Origin of the sequence: Pelomonas sp. Root1237 (assembly GCF_001425055.1) — a bacterium.
Classification (GTDB): domain Bacteria; phylum Pseudomonadota; class Gammaproteobacteria; order Burkholderiales; family Burkholderiaceae_C; genus Pelomonas.
Map to the genome: position 1 here is coordinate 64,108 of NZ_LMDK01000016.1, position 21,495 is coordinate 85,602.

At 65.8% G+C, this 21,495-nt stretch carries 18 protein-coding genes; all 18 read left to right on the forward strand.

From position 1 onward, the window contains the following. Nucleotides 1-109 precede the first annotated feature (109 nt). The 18 genes from kduD (at nucleotide 110) to rplT (ending at nucleotide 21,488) form a co-directional block, all read left to right on the forward strand. Nucleotides 110-871 (forward strand): 2-dehydro-3-deoxy-D-gluconate 5-dehydrogenase KduD, encoded by a 762-nt coding sequence (kduD, locus tag ASC91_RS13100; protein ID WP_056197382.1) that lies wholly within the window; start codon nucleotides 110-112, stop codon nucleotides 869-871. A gap of 154 nt (nucleotides 872-1,025) precedes the next feature. Further along, the gene (locus tag ASC91_RS13105) at nucleotides 1,026-2,195 is read left to right on the forward strand and encodes an oligogalacturonate lyase family protein (protein ID WP_056197385.1); all 1,170 of its coding nucleotides are present in this window, start codon (nucleotides 1,026-1,028) and stop codon (nucleotides 2,193-2,195) included. Next, a complete protein-coding gene (locus ASC91_RS13110; protein ID WP_056197387.1) occupies nucleotides 2,192-3,289 on the forward strand; it encodes a pectinesterase family protein in 1,098 nt (365 codons plus the stop codon). The genes ASC91_RS13105 and ASC91_RS13110 overlap by 4 nt, the downstream gene beginning before the upstream one ends. Beyond that, nucleotides 3,286-4,554 (forward strand): polysaccharide lyase family 1 protein, encoded by a 1,269-nt coding sequence (locus ASC91_RS13115; protein WP_056197388.1) that lies wholly within the window; start codon nucleotides 3,286-3,288, stop codon nucleotides 4,552-4,554. Before ASC91_RS13110 ends, ASC91_RS13115 begins: the two co-directional genes overlap by 4 nt. Before the next feature lie 45 nt (nucleotides 4,555-4,599). Beyond that, nucleotides 4,600-5,406, forward strand: a complete 807-nt coding sequence (gene kdgR, locus ASC91_RS13120) for a DNA-binding transcriptional regulator KdgR (protein WP_056197391.1) — start codon at nucleotides 4,600-4,602, stop codon at nucleotides 5,404-5,406. Nucleotides 5,407-5,496: 90 nt separating this feature from the next. Further along, nucleotides 5,497-6,516: an NADP-dependent oxidoreductase gene (locus ASC91_RS13125; protein ID WP_056197393.1), complete on the forward strand. Its 1,020-nt coding sequence runs from the start codon at nucleotides 5,497-5,499 to the stop codon at nucleotides 6,514-6,516. Further along, nucleotides 6,516-6,965 carry a GNAT family N-acetyltransferase gene (locus tag ASC91_RS13130; RefSeq protein ID WP_056197394.1) on the forward strand — a complete coding sequence of 150 codons (450 nt, stop codon included), beginning with the start codon at nucleotides 6,516-6,518 and terminating at the stop codon, nucleotides 6,963-6,965. The genes ASC91_RS13125 and ASC91_RS13130 overlap by 1 nt, the downstream gene beginning before the upstream one ends. Further along, nucleotides 6,962-7,855 (forward strand): SDR family oxidoreductase, encoded by an 894-nt coding sequence (locus ASC91_RS13135; RefSeq protein ID WP_056197396.1) that lies wholly within the window; start codon nucleotides 6,962-6,964, stop codon nucleotides 7,853-7,855. The genes ASC91_RS13130 and ASC91_RS13135 overlap by 4 nt, the downstream gene beginning before the upstream one ends. Nucleotides 7,856-8,139: 284 nt before the next feature. After that, entirely contained in the window at nucleotides 8,140-9,633 is a 1,494-nt protein-coding gene (locus tag ASC91_RS13140) for an MFS transporter (RefSeq protein ID WP_200955283.1), read from the forward strand. A 68-nt stretch (nucleotides 9,634-9,701) separates the two neighbouring features. Beyond that, entirely contained in the window at nucleotides 9,702-10,958 is a 1,257-nt protein-coding gene (locus ASC91_RS13145; protein WP_056197400.1) for a TIGR03862 family flavoprotein, read from the forward strand. A 116-nt stretch (nucleotides 10,959-11,074) separates the two neighbouring features. Then, nucleotides 11,075-12,079, forward strand: coding sequence for a PEP-CTERM sorting domain-containing protein (locus ASC91_RS13150; RefSeq protein ID WP_056197401.1), 1,005 nt, complete (start codon nucleotides 11,075-11,077; stop codon nucleotides 12,077-12,079). Between the two features lie 146 nt (nucleotides 12,080-12,225). Next, nucleotides 12,226-14,556: a Tex family protein gene (locus ASC91_RS13155; RefSeq protein WP_056197404.1), complete on the forward strand. Its 2,331-nt coding sequence runs from the start codon at nucleotides 12,226-12,228 to the stop codon at nucleotides 14,554-14,556. A 160-nt stretch (nucleotides 14,557-14,716) separates the two neighbouring features. After that, the gene (locus tag ASC91_RS13160; protein WP_162247789.1) at nucleotides 14,717-16,975 is read left to right on the forward strand and encodes a TonB-dependent siderophore receptor; all 2,259 of its coding nucleotides are present in this window, start codon (nucleotides 14,717-14,719) and stop codon (nucleotides 16,973-16,975) included. A 19-nt stretch (nucleotides 16,976-16,994) separates the two neighbouring features. Next, on the forward strand, nucleotides 16,995-18,083 hold the full coding sequence (locus ASC91_RS13165; RefSeq protein WP_056197407.1) for a patatin-like phospholipase family protein: 1,089 nt from the start codon (nucleotides 16,995-16,997) through the stop codon (nucleotides 18,081-18,083). Between the two features lie 179 nt (nucleotides 18,084-18,262). Then, nucleotides 18,263-20,170, forward strand: coding sequence for a threonine--tRNA ligase (thrS, locus tag ASC91_RS13170; RefSeq protein ID WP_056197409.1), 1,908 nt, complete (start codon nucleotides 18,263-18,265; stop codon nucleotides 20,168-20,170). Nucleotides 20,171-20,236: 66 nt separating this feature from the next. Further along, nucleotides 20,237-20,782: a translation initiation factor IF-3 gene (gene infC, locus ASC91_RS13175; RefSeq protein ID WP_082532663.1), complete on the forward strand. Its 546-nt coding sequence runs from the start codon at nucleotides 20,237-20,239 to the stop codon at nucleotides 20,780-20,782. Between the two features lie 119 nt (nucleotides 20,783-20,901). Further along, entirely contained in the window at nucleotides 20,902-21,105 is a 204-nt protein-coding gene (gene rpmI, locus ASC91_RS13180; protein WP_056197410.1) for a 50S ribosomal protein L35, read from the forward strand. A 26-nt stretch (nucleotides 21,106-21,131) separates the two neighbouring features. Further along, nucleotides 21,132-21,488 (forward strand): 50S ribosomal protein L20, encoded by a 357-nt coding sequence (rplT, locus tag ASC91_RS13185; RefSeq protein ID WP_025564000.1) that lies wholly within the window; start codon nucleotides 21,132-21,134, stop codon nucleotides 21,486-21,488. Nucleotides 21,489-21,495 lie beyond the last annotated feature (7 nt).

Here is a 21,495-nt window from a genome sequence, read left to right on the forward strand (position 1 = left end):
GCAACACTTGCGCGCTGCCTAAAGTCGTGGCATCGGAAAAAGTGGAACTGCGTTTCAACAAGCTGAACCACCTTGGCCACGACCTCGCGCTGAACGGACGCAACAAAACATGGTGCTCAACAACTTCAACCTGGCCGGCAAGACGGCCATCGTCACCGGCTGCAATACCGGCCTGGGCCAGGGCATGGCGCTGGCGCTCGCGCAAGCCGGCGCCGACATCGTCGGCGTCAACGTCTCCGACCCGGATGAGACCAAGGCAGGCGTGGAAAAGCTCGGGCGCCGCTTTCTGGACATGCGTGCCAACCTGTCCGACGTGAGCGCCATTTCCGACCTGGTCGCCCAGGCCAGGACCTTCACGGGCGCGGTGCACATCCTGGTCAACAACGCCGGCATCATTCGCCGCGAAGACGCCATCAAGTTCTCGGAGGCTGACTGGGACGACGTGATGGACTTGAACCTGAAGTCCGTGTTCTTCCTGTCGCAGGCTGTGGCCAAGATCTACCTGGCCCAGGGCAGCGGCGGCAAGATCATCAACATCGCGTCGATGCTGAGCTTCCAGGGCGGCGTGCGCGTGCCCTCCTACACGGCCAGCAAGAGTGGCGTCATGGGCATTACGCGGTTGATGGCCAACGAATGGGCCTCGCATGGCATCAACGTGAACGCCATCGCCCCGGGCTATATGGCCACCAACAACACCGCCGCGCTGCGCGCCGACGAGCAGCGCAACAGCGCCATCCTCGACCGCATCCCGGCCGGCCGCTGGGGCAAGCCGGAGGATCTGGCTGGCCCGGTCGTGTTCCTGGCTTCGCAGGCTTCGGACTATGTCAACGGCTACACCATTGCTGTCGACGGTGGCTGGCTGGCGAGATAAAACGCCCCTCGCCCAACCTCGCATCGCTGGACGCGAGCGCGGCTGGTCGGCCCCCCGAGGGGGCGGCGATGCTTGCCGGATCGACCGGCAAGCACATCGCCAAAGGGGCCGGCTCGGGAGCGGCCCAGCGCTCGGCCCAAAAAAGGATCACGCCATGAAATCCACCGAACGCAAGTTTGAATTCCTCACCCGCGAGGACCCCGACACCGGTGCGCGCGTCACGCGGCTGACGCCGCCCGACGTCACCTGCCATCGCAACTACTTCTATCAGAAGTGCTTCACGAACGACGGCCGCAAACTGATCTTCGGCGGCGAGTTCGGCCCCAACCCGAGTCCGAACTGGAACTACCACCTGCTGGACCTCGACTCCCAGCGCTGCGTCCAGCTCACCGACGGCGTGGGCGAGAACACCTTCGGCGGCTTTTTGAGCCCGGATGACAAGCACCTCTACTTCGTGCGTGACAAGCGCCAGTTCATCCGCCTGGATCTCGCCACGTTGGAAGAGGCGGTCCTGTACGTCGTGCCTGAAGCCTGGGTGGGCTATGGCACCTGGGTCAGCAACAGTGCCTGCACCAAAATCGTCGGCATCGAAATCTCGGCCGACGACTGGTTCCCGTTGAACACCTGGCAGAAGTTCAACGAGATGTTCCACAAGCGGCCACTGTGCCGGCTGTTCAGCGTCGACCTGGCGACCGGTAAACGCACCGTCATCCTTGAGCAGCGCGGCTGGCTAGGCCACCCGCAATACCGCCCGTTCGATGACAACACCGTCGCCTACTGCCACGAAGGCCCGCATGACCTGATCGACGCGCGCATGTGGTTCATCGACGAGGACGGCACGAACCGACGCTGCGGCAAGGAACATCTCGACGGCGAGAGCTGCACGCATGAGTTCTGGGTGCCGGACGGCAGCGCCATGATCTACGTCAGCTACAACGAGAAGTCGCCCGAGCGCTGGATCTACAGCCTGGACCCGGTCACGCTGGAGAACAAGCTGCTGACGGCGATGCCTCAGTGCTCGCACCTGATGAGCAACCACGACGGCACCCTCATTGTCGGCGACGGCGTGGGCAAGGTCAGCCATGACAGCACGGCCAGCAACGCGATGCTGGTGGGCGACCCTTACCTGCACCTGTTCGACCTGAAGGCCGGCACGACCCGCGCCATCGCCCGCCATGACAGCGGCTGGGACGTCTACAAGGACGACCGCCAGGTCACGCACCCGCACCCGAGCTTCACGCCAGACAACAAGCAGGTGCTGTTCAGCTGCGACAAAGAGCGCGCGAACGGCGTCGAACCGGCCCTTTATCTCGCCGACCTGTGAAGCTCGCGCTAGTCCTGGCCGCTTCGCTTGCAGTAACGGCAGCTCAGGGGCAAGCACGCCCGCAGCTGCCGGCCGAGCAGGCCGCCGCGCACACCGCGGCGGCCTACCTCGGCGACTGGCAACCGGGGCCACTGGCCGACCTCTCCGCGACGGCGCCTGACTTCGTCGTCAAGCCGGGTGAGTCGGTGCAAGCCGCGATCGACAAGGTGCCCGACCAAGGCAAGAACGGCAGCAAGCGCTGGGTCATCCAGATCCAGCCGGGCACGTATCGCGGTCCCGTTTGCGTCAAGGACAAGGCACCGTTGGCCTTGATCGGCTCGGCGCTGGACGCCAGCGCCGTGGTGCTGGTGGACAGCCGCTTCTCCGGCAAGCCCAAGGGCGAGAACGAGCCCGCCCACCCCTGCTGGCCCGAACTCGGCAAGGCCACCATCGGCACCAGCGGCAGCACCAGCATGCTGGTGCAGAGCAACGACGTGCAGCTGATCGCGCTGACCATCGCCAACGACGCGATGGACGGCGTGCGCCGTGGCGAGGCCTACCCGCCGGGCGTGGGCGAAAGCGGCGGCGCGCAGGCCGTGGCATTGACGCTGATGGGCGACCGCATCCAGCTCGAAGGCGTGCGCCTGCTCGGCCACCAGGACACCCTCTACGCCAAGCGCGCGAAGGCCGACCAGACCGCCCGCCAGTTGATCCGCCACAGCCTGATCGCTGGCGACGTGGACTTCATCTTCGGCAACGCGGTGCTCGTCATCGAACACAGCACCATCCTGACCCGCGCCAACCGCCGCACGCCAGGGCACGGCGGCATCGTGCTGGCGCCCAGCACCGCACCCGACGTGGCCCAGGGATTTCTGATCACGCACAGCCGCTTGGTCGGCGAGCCCGGCATCGCGCCCGGCGCCACATCCATCGGCCGAGCATGGGATGCCGGCGTCAAGGCGGGCACCTGGGTGGCCGGCAGCAGCCCCAACGGCGTCGCCATCGTGCGTGACAGCGAGATCGGCGCCCATATCGGCCCCTGGTCGGCCAGCACCTCGCGCCGAGCTTTCGACGCTGCCAGCAACCGCCTGTTCGAGTTCAACAACCGCCCATGACCCTGCTCCGTCGCCATCTGCTCGCCCTCGCCGGTCTCTCGGCACTCGGCGGTTGCGCCAGCGCGCCCCATGCACTGGTTGAAGCGCCCGAAACCCCGCTAGGCTGGGCCAGCGTCGGCAGTACGACCGGCGGCGCCAGGGCCATCCCCGAACATGTCTTCGACGTGCACGACCGCGCCGGCCTGGATGCCGCGCTGCGCCTGGGCGACAAGCCCAAGATCATCCGCATCCACAAGTTCATCGATCTTTGCCCCGGCGGCGTCGAAGCCTTCCGCGACCCCGAGTTCAGCTTCGACGCCTTCGACCGCGCGTTCGACCCCGCCACCTGGGGCCGCGACGACCCCAAGGGCCCGCTGGAAGATGCCCGCAAGCGCTCTGAGAAGCGCCAGGCCGAAGTCTCCGTCGTGCGCCTGCCGTCCAACACGACGGTGCTGGGTGTCGCGCCCGGCGCCGGCTTCCAGCACGGCATGGTGCTGCTGGACAAGGTCAGCAACATCGTCATCCGTGATCTGCGCTTTTCCGACGCCTACGACCACTTCCCCGAATGGCAGCCACGTGACAACGGGCATGGCGAGTGGAACTCGGAGTACGACGCGCTGTCGCTGCGCGGTGCCGACCGCGTGTGGGTGGACCACTGCCATTTCGACGACGGCCAGCACCCCGACAAGCTCGAGCCCATCCGCCTGGGGCAGCGGGTGCAGCACCACGACGGCCTGCTGGACATCACCAACGGCAGCGACCTCGTCACCGTGTCCTGGTGCCGCTTCCAGGCCCATGACAAGACCATGCTGATCGGCAGCAGCGACAGCCGCAGCAGCGACGAGGGCCATCTGCGCGTGACACTGCATCACAACCATTTCCACGCCTGCAAGGAACGCACGCCACGGGTGCGCTTTGGCCGCGTGCATGTCGTGGCCAACCTCTTCAGCGCCGAGCGCGCCGAAGATTTCGGCTACTCCCTGGGCATCGGCGCCAACTCGCGGCTGTACAGCGAACACAACCGCTGGGAGCTGCCAGCCGGCATCACCGCTGACCGCCTGATCCGCCGCCTCAAGGGCAGCGCCTTCACCGACCGCGACAGCCGGCTGAACGGCCAAGCGGTCGACATCCTGGCCGCCTGGGCGGCCGCGCACCCCGGCGAGTCCCTGTCCGCCGACGTCGGCTGGCGCCCCGACGAGTCCTACGACACAGCAGCCTTGCGCCCGGCCCGTCCCGATCAATTGGTTGAGCAAATCCGCGCAGGCGTCGGGCCGCGCCGCGCCTGAGTCAGAATCCGACTACTGAAACACGCACCCGAAAGAATCGAAACGATGGACGACGACATTGCTGATTCCAAGCAGCCGGAGTCGGTTGCCGCGGTACTCAAGGTGTTCGCGATCCTGAACGCCCTGGGTGAGCGCAGTGACATCGGTATCACCGACCTGTCGGTGCGCTTGGCCATGCCCAAGGCGACGGTCTACCGTTTCCTGCAGACGATGAAGGGCCTGGGCTATGTGCGCCAGGAAGCCGACAGCGAGCGCTACGGCCTGGCCATGCGAATGTTCGAGATCGGCGCCAAGGCCCTGCCCTCGCCCGAACTGGTCGACCTGTCAAAGCACCACATGCAGATGCTGGCCGACGCCACCGGCGAGACCGTCCACCTGGGCAGCCTCATCGACAGCGAGATCATCTACATCCACAAGGTCGACTCGCGCCACATGCTGGGCATGTACTCGCGCATCGGCCGCCGCGCGCCGCTGCATTGCACGGCCATCGGCAAGGTGCTGATGGCCTGGGAACACCCCGAGCGCCGCGACCGCATCCTCGACGGCGCAGAGTTCAAGCGCTTTCGTGACAAGACCATCACGGAACGCCCGGCCTTCCTGGCCGAGCTCGAGCAGGTCAAACGCCAAGGTTTCGGCGAAGACCGCGAAGAGTTCGACGACCACATCCGCTGCCTGGGCGTGCCCATCTTCGACCGTCTGGGCCAGCCCATCGCCGGCATGAGCGTGTCCTTCCCGACCTTCCGCTTCGACGTCGAGAAGGCGCCGGAGGTGGTCCGGATGCTGCAGACGGCCAGCAAGGACATCTCCGAGAAGCTCGGCTGCACGGCATACCCGATCGCGATCGGCGCTTGAGTCTGGCGCTCTAGAACGTTGTCGCCCCTGGGACGCAGGGGCTTGCGCCACGATGCTTCAATGGTGGCTGCTACTTGAACAGACAGCCCCATGAGCCCAATCAACCGCCAGATCGTCCTCGCCTCGCGCCCCAAGGGCGAGGTGACGCCCGCCAACTTCCGCCTGGTCGAGGCGCCGCTCGCCGCGCTGGCCGAAGGCCAGGTGCGCGTGCGCAACCATTTCTTGAGCCTCGATCCCTACATGCGCGGGCGCATGAACGAGAGCAAGAGCTATGCGGCCTCGCAGCCGCTGGACGAGGTCATGATCGGCGGCACGGTCGGTGAAGTGGTCGAGTCGAAGAACGCCAATTTCGCCGTCGGTGACAAGGTCGTCGGCATGGGCGGCTGGCAGGAATTCCAGACCGTCGACGCCACCCAGCGCGGCGTGCTGAACAAGGTCGACACCACCCACATCCCGCTGTCGGCCTACCTCGGCTCGGTCGGCATGCCCGGCGTCACGGCCTGGTATGGCCTGATGAAGATCATCAACGTCAAGGCCGGCGAGACCGTGGTCGTCAGCGCTGCCAGCGGCGCCGTCGGCAGCGTCGTCGGCCAGCTCGCCAAGGCGCGAGGTGCCCGTGCCGTGGGCCTGGCCGGTGGCGCGGACAAGTGCCGCTACGTCGTCGAGGAACTGGGCTTCGATGCCTGCATCGACTACAAGCAGCACCCCGATGTGAAGTCGCTGTCCGCCGCGCTGAAGGCCGAGTGCCCGAACGGCATCGACGGCTATTTCGAGAACGTCGGCGGCATGATCCTGGACGCCGTGCTGCTGCGCGCCAATGCCTTCAGCCGCATCGCCATGTGCGGCATGATTTCCGGCTACAACGGCCAGCCCATCCCGATGGCCGCCCCCCAGCTCATCCTCGTCAACCGCATGAAGGTCGAGGGCTTCATCGTGTCCGAGCACATGGACGTCTGGCCCGAGGCGCTCAAGGAGCTGGGCACCATGGTCGCCACCGGCAAGCTCAAGTTCCGCGAGTCCATCGCCGAAGGCATCGCCGCGGCGCCCGAGGCCTTCATCGGCCTGCTCAAGGGCAGGAACTTCGGCAAGCAGCTCGTCAAGTTGATCTGATGCGCTGGAACTGCCTGCGCTTTGACGAGCTGAGCGTGCAGCAGCTCTACAGTGTGCTGGCCCTGCGCTCCGAGGTCTTTGTCGTCGAGCAGAACTGCGTGTTCCTCGACATCGACGGTCTCGATCCGCAAACCTGGCATCTGCTGGGGTCAGGCGACGACGGCAAGCTCAAGGCCTATGCGCGCTTGATCCCGCCCGGGCTGAAGGCGCCCGAAGCCCTCATCGGCCGCGTCGTCACGTCGCCCGCCGCACGCAGCGGTGGCGTGGGCCGCGCGCTGATGGCCGAGGCCCTCGTTCACTGCGCGCGTCTGTGGCCCGCCCACGCGATCACGCTGCACGCCCAGGCCCACCTGGAGCGCTTTTACGCCAGCTTTGGTTTCGTATCGGTGGGTGAGCAATACATCGAAGACGGCATCCCCCATGTGGAGATGCGCAAGGAGACCCCATGAAAAAGACTGCTGTCATCACCGGCGCCGGGTCCGGCTTTGGCCTGGAAACCGCCCGCCTCGCCGCCCAGCGCGGCATGAACCTCGTCCTCGTCGACGTGCAGGCCGATGCCCTGGACAAGGCGCAAGCTGAGTTCAGGGAGTTCAAGGACGTCGAGGTGCTGGCCCGCGTCGTCGACGTCGCCAAGGCCGATCAGATGGAAGGGCTGGCTGCCGCGGTGCAAGAGCGCTTCGGCGCGCCGCACTTCGTCTTCAACAACGCCGGCGTCGGCTCGGGCGGGCTGATCTGGGAGAACTCCCTGGCCGACTGGGAATGGGTGATGGGCGTCAACGTGATGGGCGTCGTGCATGGCGTGCGCCTGTTCACGCCCATGATGCTGGCCGCCGCCAAGGCCGACCCCGGCTATTCGGGCCACATCGTCAACACCGCCTCGATGGCCGGCATGTTGAACCCGCCCAACATGGGCGTCTACAACGTGTCCAAGCATGCGGTGGTGTCGCTGTCGGAGACGCTCTACCAGGACCTGTCCCTGGTGACCGACCAGATCCACGCCTCGGTGCTTTGCCCCTTCTTCGTGCCCACCGGCATCAGCCAGAGCCACCGCAACCGCCCGGCCGACCTGGCTGCGGCCAAGCCGACCAAGAGCCAGATGATTTCCCAGGCGCAGTCCGACAAGGCCGTGTCCTCGGGCAAGCTGACAGCGGCCGACGTCGCCGCTATGGTCTTCGACGCCATCGACCACAACAAGTTCTACATCTTCAGCCACCCGCAGGCGCTGGCAGGCGTGCAGACGCGTCTGGAAGACGTCATGCTGCTGCGCAACCCGACCGACGCCTTTGCCGACCGACCCGAGATCGGCGCCGGCCTGCGCGCCAAGCTGCGCACCGATTGAGCGCGCTCGCGGCGCGGCCTGACCCTTCGCCACAACGCGCGGGTCCGAGGTCGACCAGCCGGCAGCCCGTCTGACACCGGCTGGATGCTCATCCCTGACTGACGCGACTTGCTGGCGCTCTTGAGCGCCGGCAAGCACCGCCAATGTAGAGGCTGCCCAGGGTTCACGGCAGGTTCCAAAGCGGTCCGAAATGGGATACTTGCGTCACGGAACGACAGGCCACAAAAAATGAAACTGTCTTCCATTTCAACGCGAGTCAGCACTTCATGAGCAGAACCATCTCAATGCGGCACACGCTGAGCTACGGCAGTGCCAACCTGCTGGGCAGCGGCGCCCTGGCCATCGCGGCGGCATGGCTGCTCTATTTCTATACGACCTTCTGCGGGCTGACGGTCGTCGAGGCAGCCACCATCTTCTCCGTGGCCAGCATCCTGGACGCCATCAGCAACCCCGTGATGGGGTATATCAGCGACAACTTCTACAACACGCGATTGGGCCGCAAATTCGGGCGCCGGCGATTTTTCATATTGGTCGGCATCCCGGCGGTGCTGCTGTATCCGCTGATGTGGATCGAGGGTTTCGGGTTCTGGTACTACCTGAGCATGTACGCCCTCTTCGAGCTGGTCTACACCATGATCATGGTGCCCTATGAAACCCTGGCGACGGAGATGACCACGGATTTCGCGGTTCGCTCCAAGCTCACCGGCTCCAAGGCGATGTTTGGCAAGGGCGCCAACTTCCTGGCCGCCTTCATCCCGGCCCAACTCTTCTTGGTCTACAGCAAGGAGTCGGCCACGCCCTTCCTGCTGACGGGCATCATCTACGCCCTCATCATGTGCGCCGCGATGGCGGCCCTCTACTTCTCCTCTTGGGAGCGGCCCGTGCACGAGGTAGTGCAGGAGCGCGCGGGCAGCCTGGGCAAGGCGCTCAAGAAACTCGCCTCGGACATGCTGTCGACCTTCCACTTGAAGATCTTTCGCAAACACCTCGGCATGTATCTGCTGGGTTTTGGGGCGGAATGGCTGTTCGCTTCGATATTCACTTATTTCATCGTCTTCGGCATGGGCCAGGACAAATCCGTTGTCGGCTATCTGAACAGTTTCAGTTCGGTGATGCAGTTGATATCGACCATGTTGTTCATCGGCCTGTGCATCAAATTCGGCTTTGCGCGTCCCTACCGCATCGCCCTGCTCATCGTCTGCGGCAGTGTGCTGGCCTATACCGCGCTGTTCTACCTCGGCTGGTCCAAGCAGACCACGACCATCGCCCTCTTTGCCGTCACGGCGGTGTTCGGCCTGGGCACCGGCGGCGTCTACTACATCCCCTGGACGGTCTACACCTTCCTGGCCGACGTCGACGAGGTGCTGACGGGGCGGCGGCGTGAAGGAATCTATGCCGGCGCCATGACCTTCGCCGGCAAGATCACCCGCTCGGCCGTTGTCTTCGTCATGGGCTGGACGCTGGGCCAGTTCGGCTTCCTGTCCGGCCAGGCCACCCAGCCCGAGATCGCGGTCAACGCCATCGTCGGCATCTTCACGCTGGGCGTCATCGCCTTGGCACTGGGTGGCATCTACTACACCACCCAGATGAAGCTCGATCGCAAGAACCACGCCGTCCTGCTCGAAGAAATCGCGCGCATCAAGGCAGGCGGCCGCATCGGCGACGCCCCTGCTGAGGCCCGCGCCGTGGCCGAGGAACTGACCGGCTGGAAGTACGAACAGTGCTGGGGCAACAACGCCCTGGCGCCGACGGGAGCGACACCGGTCGTGCGGGCCTGAGGGACGGCGAGCGCCGCCTGCGGCGCAGCCCAACCAGGTCACGGCCAGCCCGGTTCCTAGAATCGGGCATGCAACCCAAAGATCCCACGGCCGATATCGCCATCATCGGCGGCGGCCCCGCCGGCCTGATGGCGGCCGAAGTGCTGGCCGCAGTCGGCCACACCGTCACCGTCTTCGACGCCAAGCCCAGCGTCGGCCGCAAATTCCTGCTCGCCGGCAAGGGCGGGCTCAACCTGACCCATTCGGAGCCCTTCGAGCCCTTTATCGAGCGCTTCGGTGCGCGGGCGGCGCACATCGAGCCGCTGCTGCGCGGTTTTGACGGCGATGCGCTGCGTGACTGGGCCGCGCGCCTGGGCATCGAGACCTTTGTCGGCACTTCGGGCCGTGTGTTCCCCAAGGACCTGAAGGCCGCGCCGTTGCTGCGTGCCTGGCTGCACCGGTTGCGCGCGACTGGCGTGAGGTTCGCGATGCGGCATCGCTGGGCCGGCTGGGCCGACGATGGCGCCCTGCGCTTCGACACCCCCGACGGTGAACGCCTGGTGACACCGCGCGCCACGCTGCTCGCGCTGGGTGGCGCCTCCTGGCCCCAACTCGGCTCGGACGGTGCCTGGGTCGAGCGGCTCGCCGCGCGGGGCGTCGACATCGCACCGCTGCGTCCCGCCAATTGCGGCTTCGATGTTGGGCCCACCGCGGCCCACGCCGGCGGCCCCGGCTGGAGCGAACGCTTTGCCACCGAGTTCGCCGGCCAACCGATCAAGCCGGTCGCACTCGAGACCGAAGGCTTCGCGAATCGCGCCGGCGAGTTCGTCTTCACGGCCACAGGCATCGAAGGCTCGCTGGTGTACGCAGCGAGCAGCAGCTTGCGCGAGCAGATTGCGCGTGACGGCGTCGCCACGCTGCACCTGGACCTGCTGCCCCAGCTGACAGCCGAGCGCGTTCTCGCAGAGGTCAGGCACCCGCGCGGCAGCCGGTCCCTGTCCTCGCACCTGAAAAGCCGCCTGCACCTGAACCCGCTCAAGCTCGGCTTGCTGCACGAATTGCTTACCCGCGAGCAGATGCTTGATGCCGCCACGCTGGCCGCTGCGATGAAGCATCTACCGCTGACGCTGCGCGCGCCCCGCCCAGTGGCCGAAGCCATCAGTACGGCCGGCGGCGTGCGCTTCGAGGCGCTGACCCAGAGCCTGATGCTGAAGGCCCTGCCCGGCGTTTTTGTCGCCGGCGAAATGCTGGACTGGGAAGCGCCCACCGGCGGCTATCTGCTGACAGCCAGCATGGCCAGCGGGCGCGCCGCAGCCGCGGGGCTTGCGGCTTGGCTGGCGTCCTGACAGTCACAGTTGGTTGCAACCCGAACGGGCAGGCATCCCTAGCCCTTGGGTGCCGCGGGGATGGGGTGAGCCGAAGCGGCTCCTAGACTCCGCCGTCCCTGCTAACGACACATCTCATGACGTCCCTGCGCCTCGCCACCCTGGCCCTGAGCTTGACCGCCGCGTTCGCCCACCTCCCGGCATCGGCCGACGCGACCTTGCCGCCCATTTCCCTGGGCATGCCCAATGCGTCCAACCTGTACGGGCTGGAACTGAACCAGTGGTTTGTCGCCACCAACGAGGCCACGGCCGGCACGATCATCGACGGCACGCTCAGCCAGGACGGCGCCTGGTTGAACTTTCCGTCCGCTGCCCAGCTGAGCCGCAGCGCGACTGACTCGCAAGCCGTCAATGACAAGCTGGCCTCGGCCTTCGCCCGCGTCGGACCGACCAGCCTCGGTGCGTCGGCCTCCGCGCTGGCGCCGTTGAATCCGACCGCCATCAGCAGCGTTGCAGTCGGCCATTCCTTCATGGGCTACTGGGCCATGCTGGACCAGGACACGACCGTTCAGTTTGACCTGAAGCTTGATGGCCATCTGGCGACGACGGGTGACCGCGCCCTGGGCGCCGACCGCTCGGGCGCTGCCGTCACCGCCTTCGTCGTCGGCTCGCAAGCCAACTTCACGGCCGAAAGCCAGTACGCCTTGTTCAAGACTGCGGGGCTCGATGCCTTCGAAGTCGGGGGCGATCCCCTGCTGCAGCAACTCATTGCCGCCCACCCCAGCACGCAGACCCATCTCGACGTGTTCGGTGTGCAAAGCGACACCATGAGCCGCTCGCTGGACGTCGACACCACCCTCCACGTGAGCGCCAATGGCACGCGGATCGACTGCCAGACCCCCATCTCGCCCGCCTGCGGCCGCTACTTCTACATGGTGGGCGCCTTCCTGTTCACGGGTGCGCAGAACGGCGCCGCGGCCGACTTCTCGCACACGCTCGACGTCACGAGCATCCGCATCGGCAACGACGCGGCACAGCCCTTCAACGCCGTCTCGGCCGTGCCCGAGCCGGCATCGGCTGCGATGCTTGTGGCCGGCCTCATCGGCCTGGGTCTTACCACGCGCCGCCGCCTGCGCTGCTGACACTCAGGGCCCGCCGGTCCGCGGCAGCGGGCGGGCCCTGCGCGACGGAAAACCTGGAGAAGTCGCGCGACGGGTTTCAGGTATCCCGTTGCAGGAAACCCGTGTGGGAAAATCGCAGGCTTTTCGCCCGATTTCCAGAGCCCGTTTTGGACAACAAGCTGATCGTTTCCCAGATTGCCGCCGAGCTGAAGGTGAGGCCCGCCCAGGTGCAGGCTGCCGTCGAGCTGCTGGATGGTGGGGCCACCGTGCCCTTTATCGCCCGCTACCGCAAGGAGGCCACCGACGGTCTCGACGACATCCAGCTGCGTGAGCTCGACGCCCGCCTGGCGTACTTGCGTGAACTGGCCGAGCGCCGCGAGGCGGTGCTCAAGTCCATCGCCGAGCAGGGCAAGCTGACGCCCGAGCTCGAAGCCGCCATCCGCACGGCGCCGACCAAGCAGGAGCTGGAAGACCTTTACCTGCCCTACAAGGTCAAGCGTCGCACCAAGGGCCTGATCGCCCGCGAGGCGGGGCTGGAGCCGTTGGCGGACAAGCTCTTCGCAGACCCATCACTGACGCCGCTCGATGAAGCCGCGAGCTTCATCAACGCCGAGGCCGGTTTTGCCGATGCCCACGCGGTGCTGGATGGCGTGCGCGATCTGCTTGCCGAGCGCTGGGCCGAGGATGCCGTGCTGGTGGGCAAGCTGCGCGAATGGCTCTGGGATGTCGGTCTCTTCCAGTCCAGGCTGATGGACGGCAAGAGCCCGGACACGCCGGACAACGCCAAGTTCCGCGACTACTTCGACTACGCCGAAACCATCAAGACGGTGCCGTCGCACCGCGCGCTCGCTGTCTTTCGCGGGCGCACGCTAGAACTGTTGGATGCCAAGCTGGTGCTGGACGAAGAAGTCGTCGCCGGCCAGCCCACCCTCGCTGAAGGCCGCATCGCGAGCCACCTCGGCTGGCGCCATGCCAACCGCCCCGGTGACGCGCTGATCCGCAAGACCGTGGGCTGGACCTGGAAGGTCAAGCTGTCGCTGAGCCTGGAGCGCGACCTGTTCGCCCGACTGCGCGAGGCGGCGGAAGCGACCGCCATCAAGGTCTTCGCCGAGAACCTGCGCGACCTGCTGCTGGCCGCACCCGCCGGCAAGCGCGTCGTCATGGGACTGGACCCGGGCATCCGCACCGGCGTGAAGGTCGCCGTCGTTTCCGACACCGGCCGTGTTTTGGACACGTCCACCGTCTACCCGCACGAACCACGCCGCGATTGGGATGGCAGCCTGCACACGCTGGCCAAGCTTTGCGCCACGCATGGCGTCAACCTGATCGCCATCGGCAATGGCACGGCCAGCCGCGAGACCGACAAGCTGGCCGGCGAGCTGATCAAGAAGCTACAGGCGCTGGACGCCTCGGTGCAGATCGAGCGCGTCGTCGTCAGCGAGGCGGGCGCTTCGGTCTACTCGGCGTCGGAGTTCGCTTCCAAGGAGCTGCCCGACCTGGACGTGAGCCTGCGCGGCGCCGTATCCATCGCGCGCCGCCTGCAGGACCCGCTGGCCGAACTGGTCAAGATCGACCCCAAGAGCATCGGCGTCGGTCAGTACCAGCACGACGTGAACCAGAGCGAGATGGCGCGCACGCTGGACGCCGTCGTCGAGGACTGCGTGAACAAGGTCGGTGTGGACCTGAACACCGCCTCGCAGGCCCTGCTGGCCCGCGTGTCGGGCCTGTCGGCGTCGGTCGCCAGCAGCATCGTGCGCTGGCGCGACGCGAATGGCGCCTTCAAGAGCCGCCAGCAATTGCTGGACGTCAGCGGCCTGGGCCCCAAGACTTTCGAGCAGGCCGCAGGCTTTTTGCGTATCCGCGGCGGCGACAACCCATTGGACTTCAGCGGCGTCCACCCCGAGACCTATCCGCTGGTCGAGAAGGCGCTCAGCATCCTCAAGCGCCCGGCCGCCGACGTCGTCGGCCGCAGCGAGGTGCTGCGCACGCTCAAGCCCGAACTGCTGGCCGACGAGAAGTTCGGCCTCATCACCGTCAAGGACGTGCTGGCCGAGCTGGAAAAGCCCGGCCGCGACCCGCGCCCCGACTTCAAGGTGGCGCGCTTCAATGACGGCGTCGAAGACGTGAAGGACCTGCAGCCGGGCATGCTGCTTGAAGGTACGGTCAGCAACGTTGCGCAGTTCGGCGCCTTCGTCGACCTGGGCGTGCACCAGGACGGGCTCATCCACGTCAGCCAGCTGTCCAACAAGTTCGTCAGCGACGCGCGAGAGGTGGTCAAGACCGGCGACATCGTCAAGGTCAAGGTGCTGGAAGTGGACCTGGCGCGCCAACGCATTTCCCTGACGATGAAGCTGGACGCCCAGGCACCGCGAGGCCCGAAGCCGGACAACAACTTCCGCCCCGCGGCGCGCAACGAACGTGGCCCGCGCCAGTCTCAGGACTCCCAGGCCCCTGCCGGCGGTGCGATGGCCGCGGCCTTTGCCAAGCTCAAGCGCTGACCTTCGTCATTGCCACAGCGAGCTGCCATGATCGCGGCCCGCGCCGCGGGGCGTCGATTGGTGCCCCTGAACCCGCAACTGGTCGCAGCACCGCCGCGCCATGACAGCGCTGCCGCTATGGTGCGCGCCGCGCGCTGAATCGCATCTCTCGGAGTCCGTCTTGAAAACCCCCGCCCTCGCCTTGCTGCTTCTGCTCAGCCCAGCCCTGGTCCTGGCCCAGCAGGAGGTCGACCGCGCCTCGAACAACTCACCCACGCCCAGCAACAACCAACTCGAACGCGTCTCGGTGACGCGCCAGCAGACCGACACCGACCTGCGCCGCCGCGAGCCCGTGGCCAAGCAGCTCTATGGCCGCGACGAGCTGGACAAATACGGCGACACCCAGCTCAGCGATGTGCTCAAGCGCCTGCCGGGCATCAACGTCTCCGGCGGCCAGCTGCGCATGCGCGGCCTGGGCGGCGCCTACACGCAGATCCTCGTCAACGGCGAGCCGGCGCCCCCGGGCTTCAGCCTGGACAACCTGAACCCCGCCCAGGTCGAGCGACTGGAGGTCAGCAAGGCCCCGACGGCCGACCAGAGCGCCCAGGCCATTGCCGGCACGCTCAACATCATCCTGAAGGACGCCCCGCGCGTCGTGCAGAAGGACTTGCGGCTGGGAATGGCCTATGCGTCGGAAAAGCCCGTCATCAACGCCGGCTTCACCTATGGCGACCGCGTCATCGGCGGCCTGGGTTTCGTGCTGCCGATCAATGTCCAACAGTGGAATTTCGTCAACGAGAACGAGGGCGACCGCGTGCGTGACCGCGGCCTCACCGGCCTGCGCAACAGCGGGCGCGACCGCTCGTTCGGCCAGGGCTTCAACATGGCGCCGCGCCTGAACTGGAAGCTCGGCGACGACGAGACGCTGAGCGTGCAAGGGTTCTTCATCCAGAACCGCTTCCGCAGCGAAGGCAGCAACACCACCGAGGTGCTGTTCGCAGACCCGGCCACGCCGAGCAAGAGCGTGCTGCCGCCCAGCCTGCTCGACACCACCCGCAACCGTGGCACCTTCTCGGCCCAGCGGGTCAATCTGCAATACAACAACCGCTTCGGCGAGGACCGCCGCATCGAGCTGCGCGCTGGCGCGGGCAGTGGCGGCGCGGACTTCAACTCCGGCTTCTTCGGCCGCAACAAGGACGGCACGCCGGCGATCGACCGCCTCACCACCGGCGAAAACCGCAATCGCAACACGACGCTGTCGGGCAAATACAGCCAGTACGCTGGCGATGCCCACACCGTGACCGCCGGCGCCGAACTGGAACGTCGCACGCGTGACGAAAGCCGTCGCACCCAGCAGTTCGACTACCGCAAGGCCGACCCCAAATGGGAGGACCTGCTGACCGGCGTCGAAGGCCAGCCCTTCAACGCGACGATCACGCGCTCGGCCCTGTACGCGCAGGACGAATGGGAGATCAACCCGCAATGGTCGGCCTATGCCGGCGTTCGCCACGAGCAGATCAAGATGGCCAGCGAAGGCGCAAGCAGCCAGTTCGCCAGCACCAGCAAGGTCACCACGCCATTGCTGCACCTGAACTTCAAGCCCGACCCCAAGGGCCGCGACCTGGTGCGCGCCAGCCTCACGCGCAGCTACAAGGCTGCCGACGTCCAGCAGCTCATCGCCCGGCCGACCGTCAACACCGATTACGAGGTGCGCGGCCCCAATGCCCGCATCAACACCGAGCTTGGTCCCGACCGCATCGGCAACCCGCAGCTCAAGCCTGAACTGGCCACGGGGCTGGACGTGGCCTACGAGAAGTACCTTCCGGCCGGGGGGCTGATCTCCGTTGGCGTTTTCCATCGCCGCATCACCAACCTGATCCGCACCGACCGCCCGCGGTTGATGACCGTCGACTATGCCGACACGCAGCGCTACGTCATCACCCAGATCAATCTCAGCAAGGCCACGACCCAGGGCTTGGAGCTGGAGGTCAAGGGCCGTGCCGGCGAACTCTTCCCCAGCCTCTTCGAGCCCAGCACCAACCTCAATCTGCGTGCGTCGCTGAACCTGTACCGGTCCACGGTCGCCGACATCCCCGGCCCCGACAACCGTTTGGAAGGCCAGCAGCCATGGCAATTCAACTTCGGTGCGGACTATCGGTTCAAGAGTCTGCCCATCAACATGGGATTCAGCGCACAGATCGCACCGGAGTTCGACGTACGCCAAAGCGTGCTGCAGAGCCAGACTTCGCTGGCCTCGCGCTCGCTGGACGCCTTTGCGGCGATGCAAGTCAGCAAGCAGGACAGCGTGCGCGTCAGCGTCAACGGCCTGTTCCAGCCCCAACAGGGCACGCGGGTCGTCATCATCGGCACGCCCGACTACAACCTGAACCGTCGCGATCCGGTGCCATGGTGGGCAGTGAACTGGGAACACAAGTTCTGATCCGGGCTATCTTCAGCGCATGAGCTCGGGCACCCTGCAGGTCTTTGCCGGCCCGGCCGCGAAAGCGCAGCTGGCCGAGCGCGGCCTGCGCGCCGAGGACATTGGCTTGATTCCCGCTGCCGCCGGCGGTCCCAAGGGGCTGATCCTCAACGGGCTGGACCGTTTCGTCTTCGGTGAATGGCTGCCGCAAAGCCAGCATCCGGTGCATCTCGTCGGCGCCAGCATCGGTGCCTGGCGCATGGCCACGGCTGCGCTGGCGCACCGCGACGTGCCGGATGCGTTCAACACCATGGCCGAGGCCTATGTGACACAGGAGTACGACGTGTTGCCCGGCGAGAAGCGCCCGCGGCCCGAGGGTGTCAGCAAGCGCTTCGGCGAGATCCTGGGCGATATCTTCGAGGGCCGCGAGGCCGAAGTGCTGGCCCACCCGCGGCTGCGCCTGCACGTGGTCACGTCGCGAGGCCGCGCTGGCTTGCTGGCGCGAGAAGGCAAGCTGCGCACGCCTCTGGGCTACCTCGGCGCGTTCGCGGCGAACGCCATGTCACGCCCGCTGCTGGGCCGCTTCCTGGAGCGCGTCGTCTTCTCCGACCCGCGCGACCGCCTGCCGCTGAAGCTCAACGACTTCACGAGCCGCGAGGTGCATCTGTCGCGCGCCAACCTGCGCGGCGCGCTGCTGGCAAGCTGCTCCATCCCCTTCTGGCTGCAGGCCCAGCACGACCTGCCCGGCGCGCCGCGCGGCGCCTACTGGGACGGGGGCATCACCGACTACCACCTGCACCTGGACTACCGCGCACTGCAGTCGTCCACCGCGCCGCTGGTGCTTTACCCGCATTTCCAGCGCCAGGTGGTGCCCGGCTGGCTGGACAAGGCGTTGAAACACCGCCACCGCTCGACGGACTTCCTCGACAACGTCGTGCTGCTGTGCCCGTCGCCCGATTTCATCGCCAGGCTGCCCGGCGCCAAGCTGCCCGACCGCAATGACTTCATGGCGCTGGACGCCGCCGAGCGCCGCCGCCGCTGGCGCGTCGCCGTGACGGAAAGCCAGCGCCTGGCCGATGAATTCGCTGCGTTGGCCCAGCGCGACTCCATTTCCGCCCTGCCGCTTTAGAATCTCGCCTTCCTCCCCTCACAAGAGCGAGAAAGGCACCCTGGTTATGACACCGCGAACTACGTTCCCGTTTACCGGTAGTTAGTCGGCCGCGGCTCGTCACGTCTTCTCGCCTTCGGGCACAAACAAAGCGCGGCAAGTGGCCGCGCTTTTTTGTTTGTCGCCTCTTCGGAGCACCCATGATTTCGATTCAACTCCCCGACGGCTCGCGCCGTGAATACCCCGCCGCGCTGTCGGTCGGCGACGTCGCCGCCAGCATCGGTGCCGGCCTGGCCAAGGCCGCCCTCGGCGGCAAGGTCGACGGCAAGGTCGTCGACCTCAGCCACGTCATCGACCACGACGTGCAGCTCGCCATCGTCACCGAGAAGGACGCCGACGGCCTGGAGCTGATCCGCCACTCGACGGCCCACCTGCTGGCCTACGCGGTCAAGTCGCTCTACCCCGACGCCCAGGTCACCATCGGCCCGGTCATCGAGAACGGCTTCTATTACGACTTTGCCTACAAGCGCCCGTTCACGCCCGACGATCTGGCCGCCATCGAGGCCAAGATGACCGAGCTGGCCAGGAAGGACGAGAAGGTCTCGCGCCGCGTGCTGCCGCGCGACGAGGCGGTGGCGCACTTCAAGGCCATGGGCGAGGCCTACAAGGCTGAGATCATCGAAAGCATCCCGGCCGACCAGGATGTGTCGCTGTATGCCGAAGGTGCCTTCGAAGACCTGTGCCGCGGCCCCCACGTGCCCAGCACGGGCAAGCTCAAGCACTTCAAGCTGATGAAGGTGGCCGGCGCCTACTGGCGTGGCGATCATCGCAACGAGATGCTGCAACGCATCTACGGCACGGCCTGGGCGACCAAGGACGACCTCCAGAAGTACCTGGTGATGCTGGAGGAAGCCGAGAAGCGCGACCACCGCCGCCTCGGCAGGGAGCTGGACCTCTTCCACATCGACGAGCACGCCCCCGGCGTCGTCTTCTGGCATCCCAAGGGCTGGACGGTCTGGCAGGAGGTGGAGCAGTACATGCGCCGCGTCTACCGCGACAACGGCTACCAGGAGGTCAAGGGCCCGCAGCTGCTCGACAAGACGCTGTGGGAGGCCACGGGCCACTGGGACAAGTACCGCGACAACATGTTCACGACGGAGTCGGAGAAGCGCGATTACGCGCTCAAGCCGATGAACTGCCCGGGCCACATCCTGATCTTCAAGCACGGCGTCAAGAGCTACCGCGACCTGCCGCTGCGCTTCGGCGAGTTCGGCCAGTGCCATCGCAACGAGCCCACCGGCGGCCTGCACGGCATCATGCGCGTGCGCGGCTTCACGCAGGACGATGGCCACATCTTCTGCACGGAAGACCAGATCCTGGCCGAGTGCGTGGCCTACACGGCCCTGCTGCAGAAGGTCTACACGGACTTCGGCTTCACGGACATCATCTACAAAGTCGCGACGCGCCCTGACGCCCGCATCGGCTCCGACGAGGTCTGGGACAAGGCCGAGCACGCGCTGATGGAATCGCTGCGTGCCTCGGGCGTGGACTTCATCATCTCCCCCGGAGACGGCGCCTTCTACGGCCCCAAGATCGAGTACACGCTGAAGGACGCCCTCGGCCGCCAATGGCAGTGCGGCACGATGCAGGTCGATTTCTCGATGCCGGGGCGCCTGGGCGCCGAGTTCGTCGACGAGGACGGCCAGCACAAGACACCCGTCATGCTGCACCGCGCAATCGTCGGCAGCCTGGAGCGTTTCATCGGCATCTTGATCGAGCAGCATGCCGGCGCGCTGCCCGTCTGGCTGGCTCCGACGCAGGTGGTGGTGGCCAATATCACCGACGCGCAGGCCGATTACGTGTCTGAAATTGTGAAATCGCTGCAAAAACAAGGGCTTAGGGCCTCAGCAGATTTGCGCAACGAGAAGATCACCTATAAAATCCGCCAGCATTCCATGCAAAAGCTGCCGTACATCCTCGTCGTAGGCGACAAGGAAAAGGCGAATGGCAGCGTTGCGGTACGCGCCCGTGGCAACCAGGACCTCGGCGTGATGCCCCTGCAGGACTTCCTCTCTCGGATCTCCGCAGACATCACCAACAAGGTCTGAAGCCTTTCGGGCGCGATTTGTTTTGTTTGGGCCTCTCGCCTGGGGGCCCGTTGAAAGGTCTACACCATCGCTACGTTTGCTGACCGTCGTGCGATTCCGGAGCGCAAGCACCGGTTGAACCGCGAAATCATGGCTCCCGAAGTCCGTCTGAACGGCCCCGAGAACGAACCCATCGGCGTCGTCAGCATCCAGGAAGCCCTGCGTATGGCGGGCGACATGGATGTGGATCTGGTCGAGATCTCTGCCACCGCCAATCCGCCGGTCTGCCGGCTGATGGACTACGGCAAGTTCAAGTACCAGGAGCAAAAGCGCGCTGCCGAAGCCAAGTCCAAGCAGAAGATCATCGAAATCAAGGAAGTCAAATTCCGTCCGGGCACGGACGAAGGCGACTACCAGATCAAGATGCGCAATCTGCGCCGCTTCATTGCCGAAGACGGTGACAAGGGCAAGGTCACGCTGCGCTACCGGGGCCGTGAAATCACCCACCAGGACATCGGTATGCGCCTGCTGGAGCGGATTCGCGACGAACTGGCCGACGTGGCGATCGTTGAGAACATGCCGAAGCTCGAAGGTCGGCAGATGATCATGGTCCTGGCGCCCAAAAAGCGCTAAAGCCCGAAGAGTTCAACCCGCCGGTTTGGTCGCCGACGGGTTCATTAGTCTCCTGAGGCCAACAAGTGCGCCGGGCTCACCGGCGCCGCCCCAGGGACGCACTTAGAAGGAGCATCAACATGCCCAAAATGAAGACCAAGAGCAGCGCGAAAAAGCGTTTTCGCGTTCGTCCGGGAGGCACCGTCAAGCGCGGTCAGGCGTTCAAGCGCCACATCCTGACCAAGAAGACCACGAAGAACAAGCGTCAGCTCCGCGGCGCCGTCACCGTGCACGAAACCAACATGGGTCACATCGCTCAGATGCTGCCCTTTGCTGGCCTGTAATTCATCACTGACTCAAGGAGAAACACATGCCTCGCGTCAAACGTGGTGTAACCGCTCGTGCCCGTCACAAGAAGGTCTTGGCTCTGGCCAAGGGCTTCCGGGGTCGTCGTAAGAACGTCTTCCGCATCGCCAAGCAGGCGGTGATGAAGGCGGGCCAATACGCCTACCGTGACCGTCGTACCAAGAAGCGCGTCTTCCGCCAGCTCTGGATTGCCCGTATCAACGCTGCATCGCGTGGTCTGGGTCTGTCCTACAGCAAGTTCGTGGCGGGTCTGAAGAAGGCCCAGATCGAGATCGACCGCAAGGTCCTCGCCGATCTGGCCGTGAACGACCCGGCTGGTTTTGCCAGCATCTTCGCCAAGGTGAAGGCCGCGCTCGCCTGATTGCGAT

Bases quoted from the DNA above. Each gene is read 5' to 3' on its own strand.
- kduD (WP_056197382.1), top strand. From the start codon at position 110: ATGGTGCTCAACAACTTCAACCTGGCCGGCAAGACGGCCATCGTCACC.
- ASC91_RS13105 (WP_056197385.1), top strand. From the start codon at position 1,026: ATGAAATCCACCGAACGCAAGTTTGAATTCCTCACCCGCGAGGACCCC.
- ASC91_RS13115 (WP_056197388.1), top strand. From the start codon at position 3,286: ATGACCCTGCTCCGTCGCCATCTGCTCGCCCTCGCCGGTCTCTCGGCA.
- kdgR (WP_056197391.1), top strand. From the start codon at position 4,600: ATGGACGACGACATTGCTGATTCCAAGCAGCCGGAGTCGGTTGCCGCG.
- ASC91_RS13125 (WP_056197393.1), top strand. From the start codon at position 5,497: ATGAGCCCAATCAACCGCCAGATCGTCCTCGCCTCGCGCCCCAAGGGC.
- ASC91_RS13130 (WP_056197394.1), top strand. From the start codon at position 6,516: ATGCGCTGGAACTGCCTGCGCTTTGACGAGCTGAGCGTGCAGCAGCTC.
- ASC91_RS13135 (WP_056197396.1), top strand. From the start codon at position 6,962: ATGAAAAAGACTGCTGTCATCACCGGCGCCGGGTCCGGCTTTGGCCTG.
- ASC91_RS13140 (WP_200955283.1), top strand. From the start codon at position 8,140: ATGCGGCACACGCTGAGCTACGGCAGTGCCAACCTGCTGGGCAGCGGC.
- ASC91_RS13145 (WP_056197400.1), top strand. From the start codon at position 9,702: ATGCAACCCAAAGATCCCACGGCCGATATCGCCATCATCGGCGGCGGC.
- ASC91_RS13150 (WP_056197401.1), top strand. From the start codon at position 11,075: ATGACGTCCCTGCGCCTCGCCACCCTGGCCCTGAGCTTGACCGCCGCG.
- ASC91_RS13165 (WP_056197407.1), top strand. From the start codon at position 16,995: ATGAGCTCGGGCACCCTGCAGGTCTTTGCCGGCCCGGCCGCGAAAGCG.
- thrS (WP_056197409.1), top strand. From the start codon at position 18,263: ATGATTTCGATTCAACTCCCCGACGGCTCGCGCCGTGAATACCCCGCC.
- rpmI (WP_056197410.1), top strand. From the start codon at position 20,902: ATGCCCAAAATGAAGACCAAGAGCAGCGCGAAAAAGCGTTTTCGCGTT.
- rplT (WP_025564000.1), top strand. From the start codon at position 21,132: ATGCCTCGCGTCAAACGTGGTGTAACCGCTCGTGCCCGTCACAAGAAG.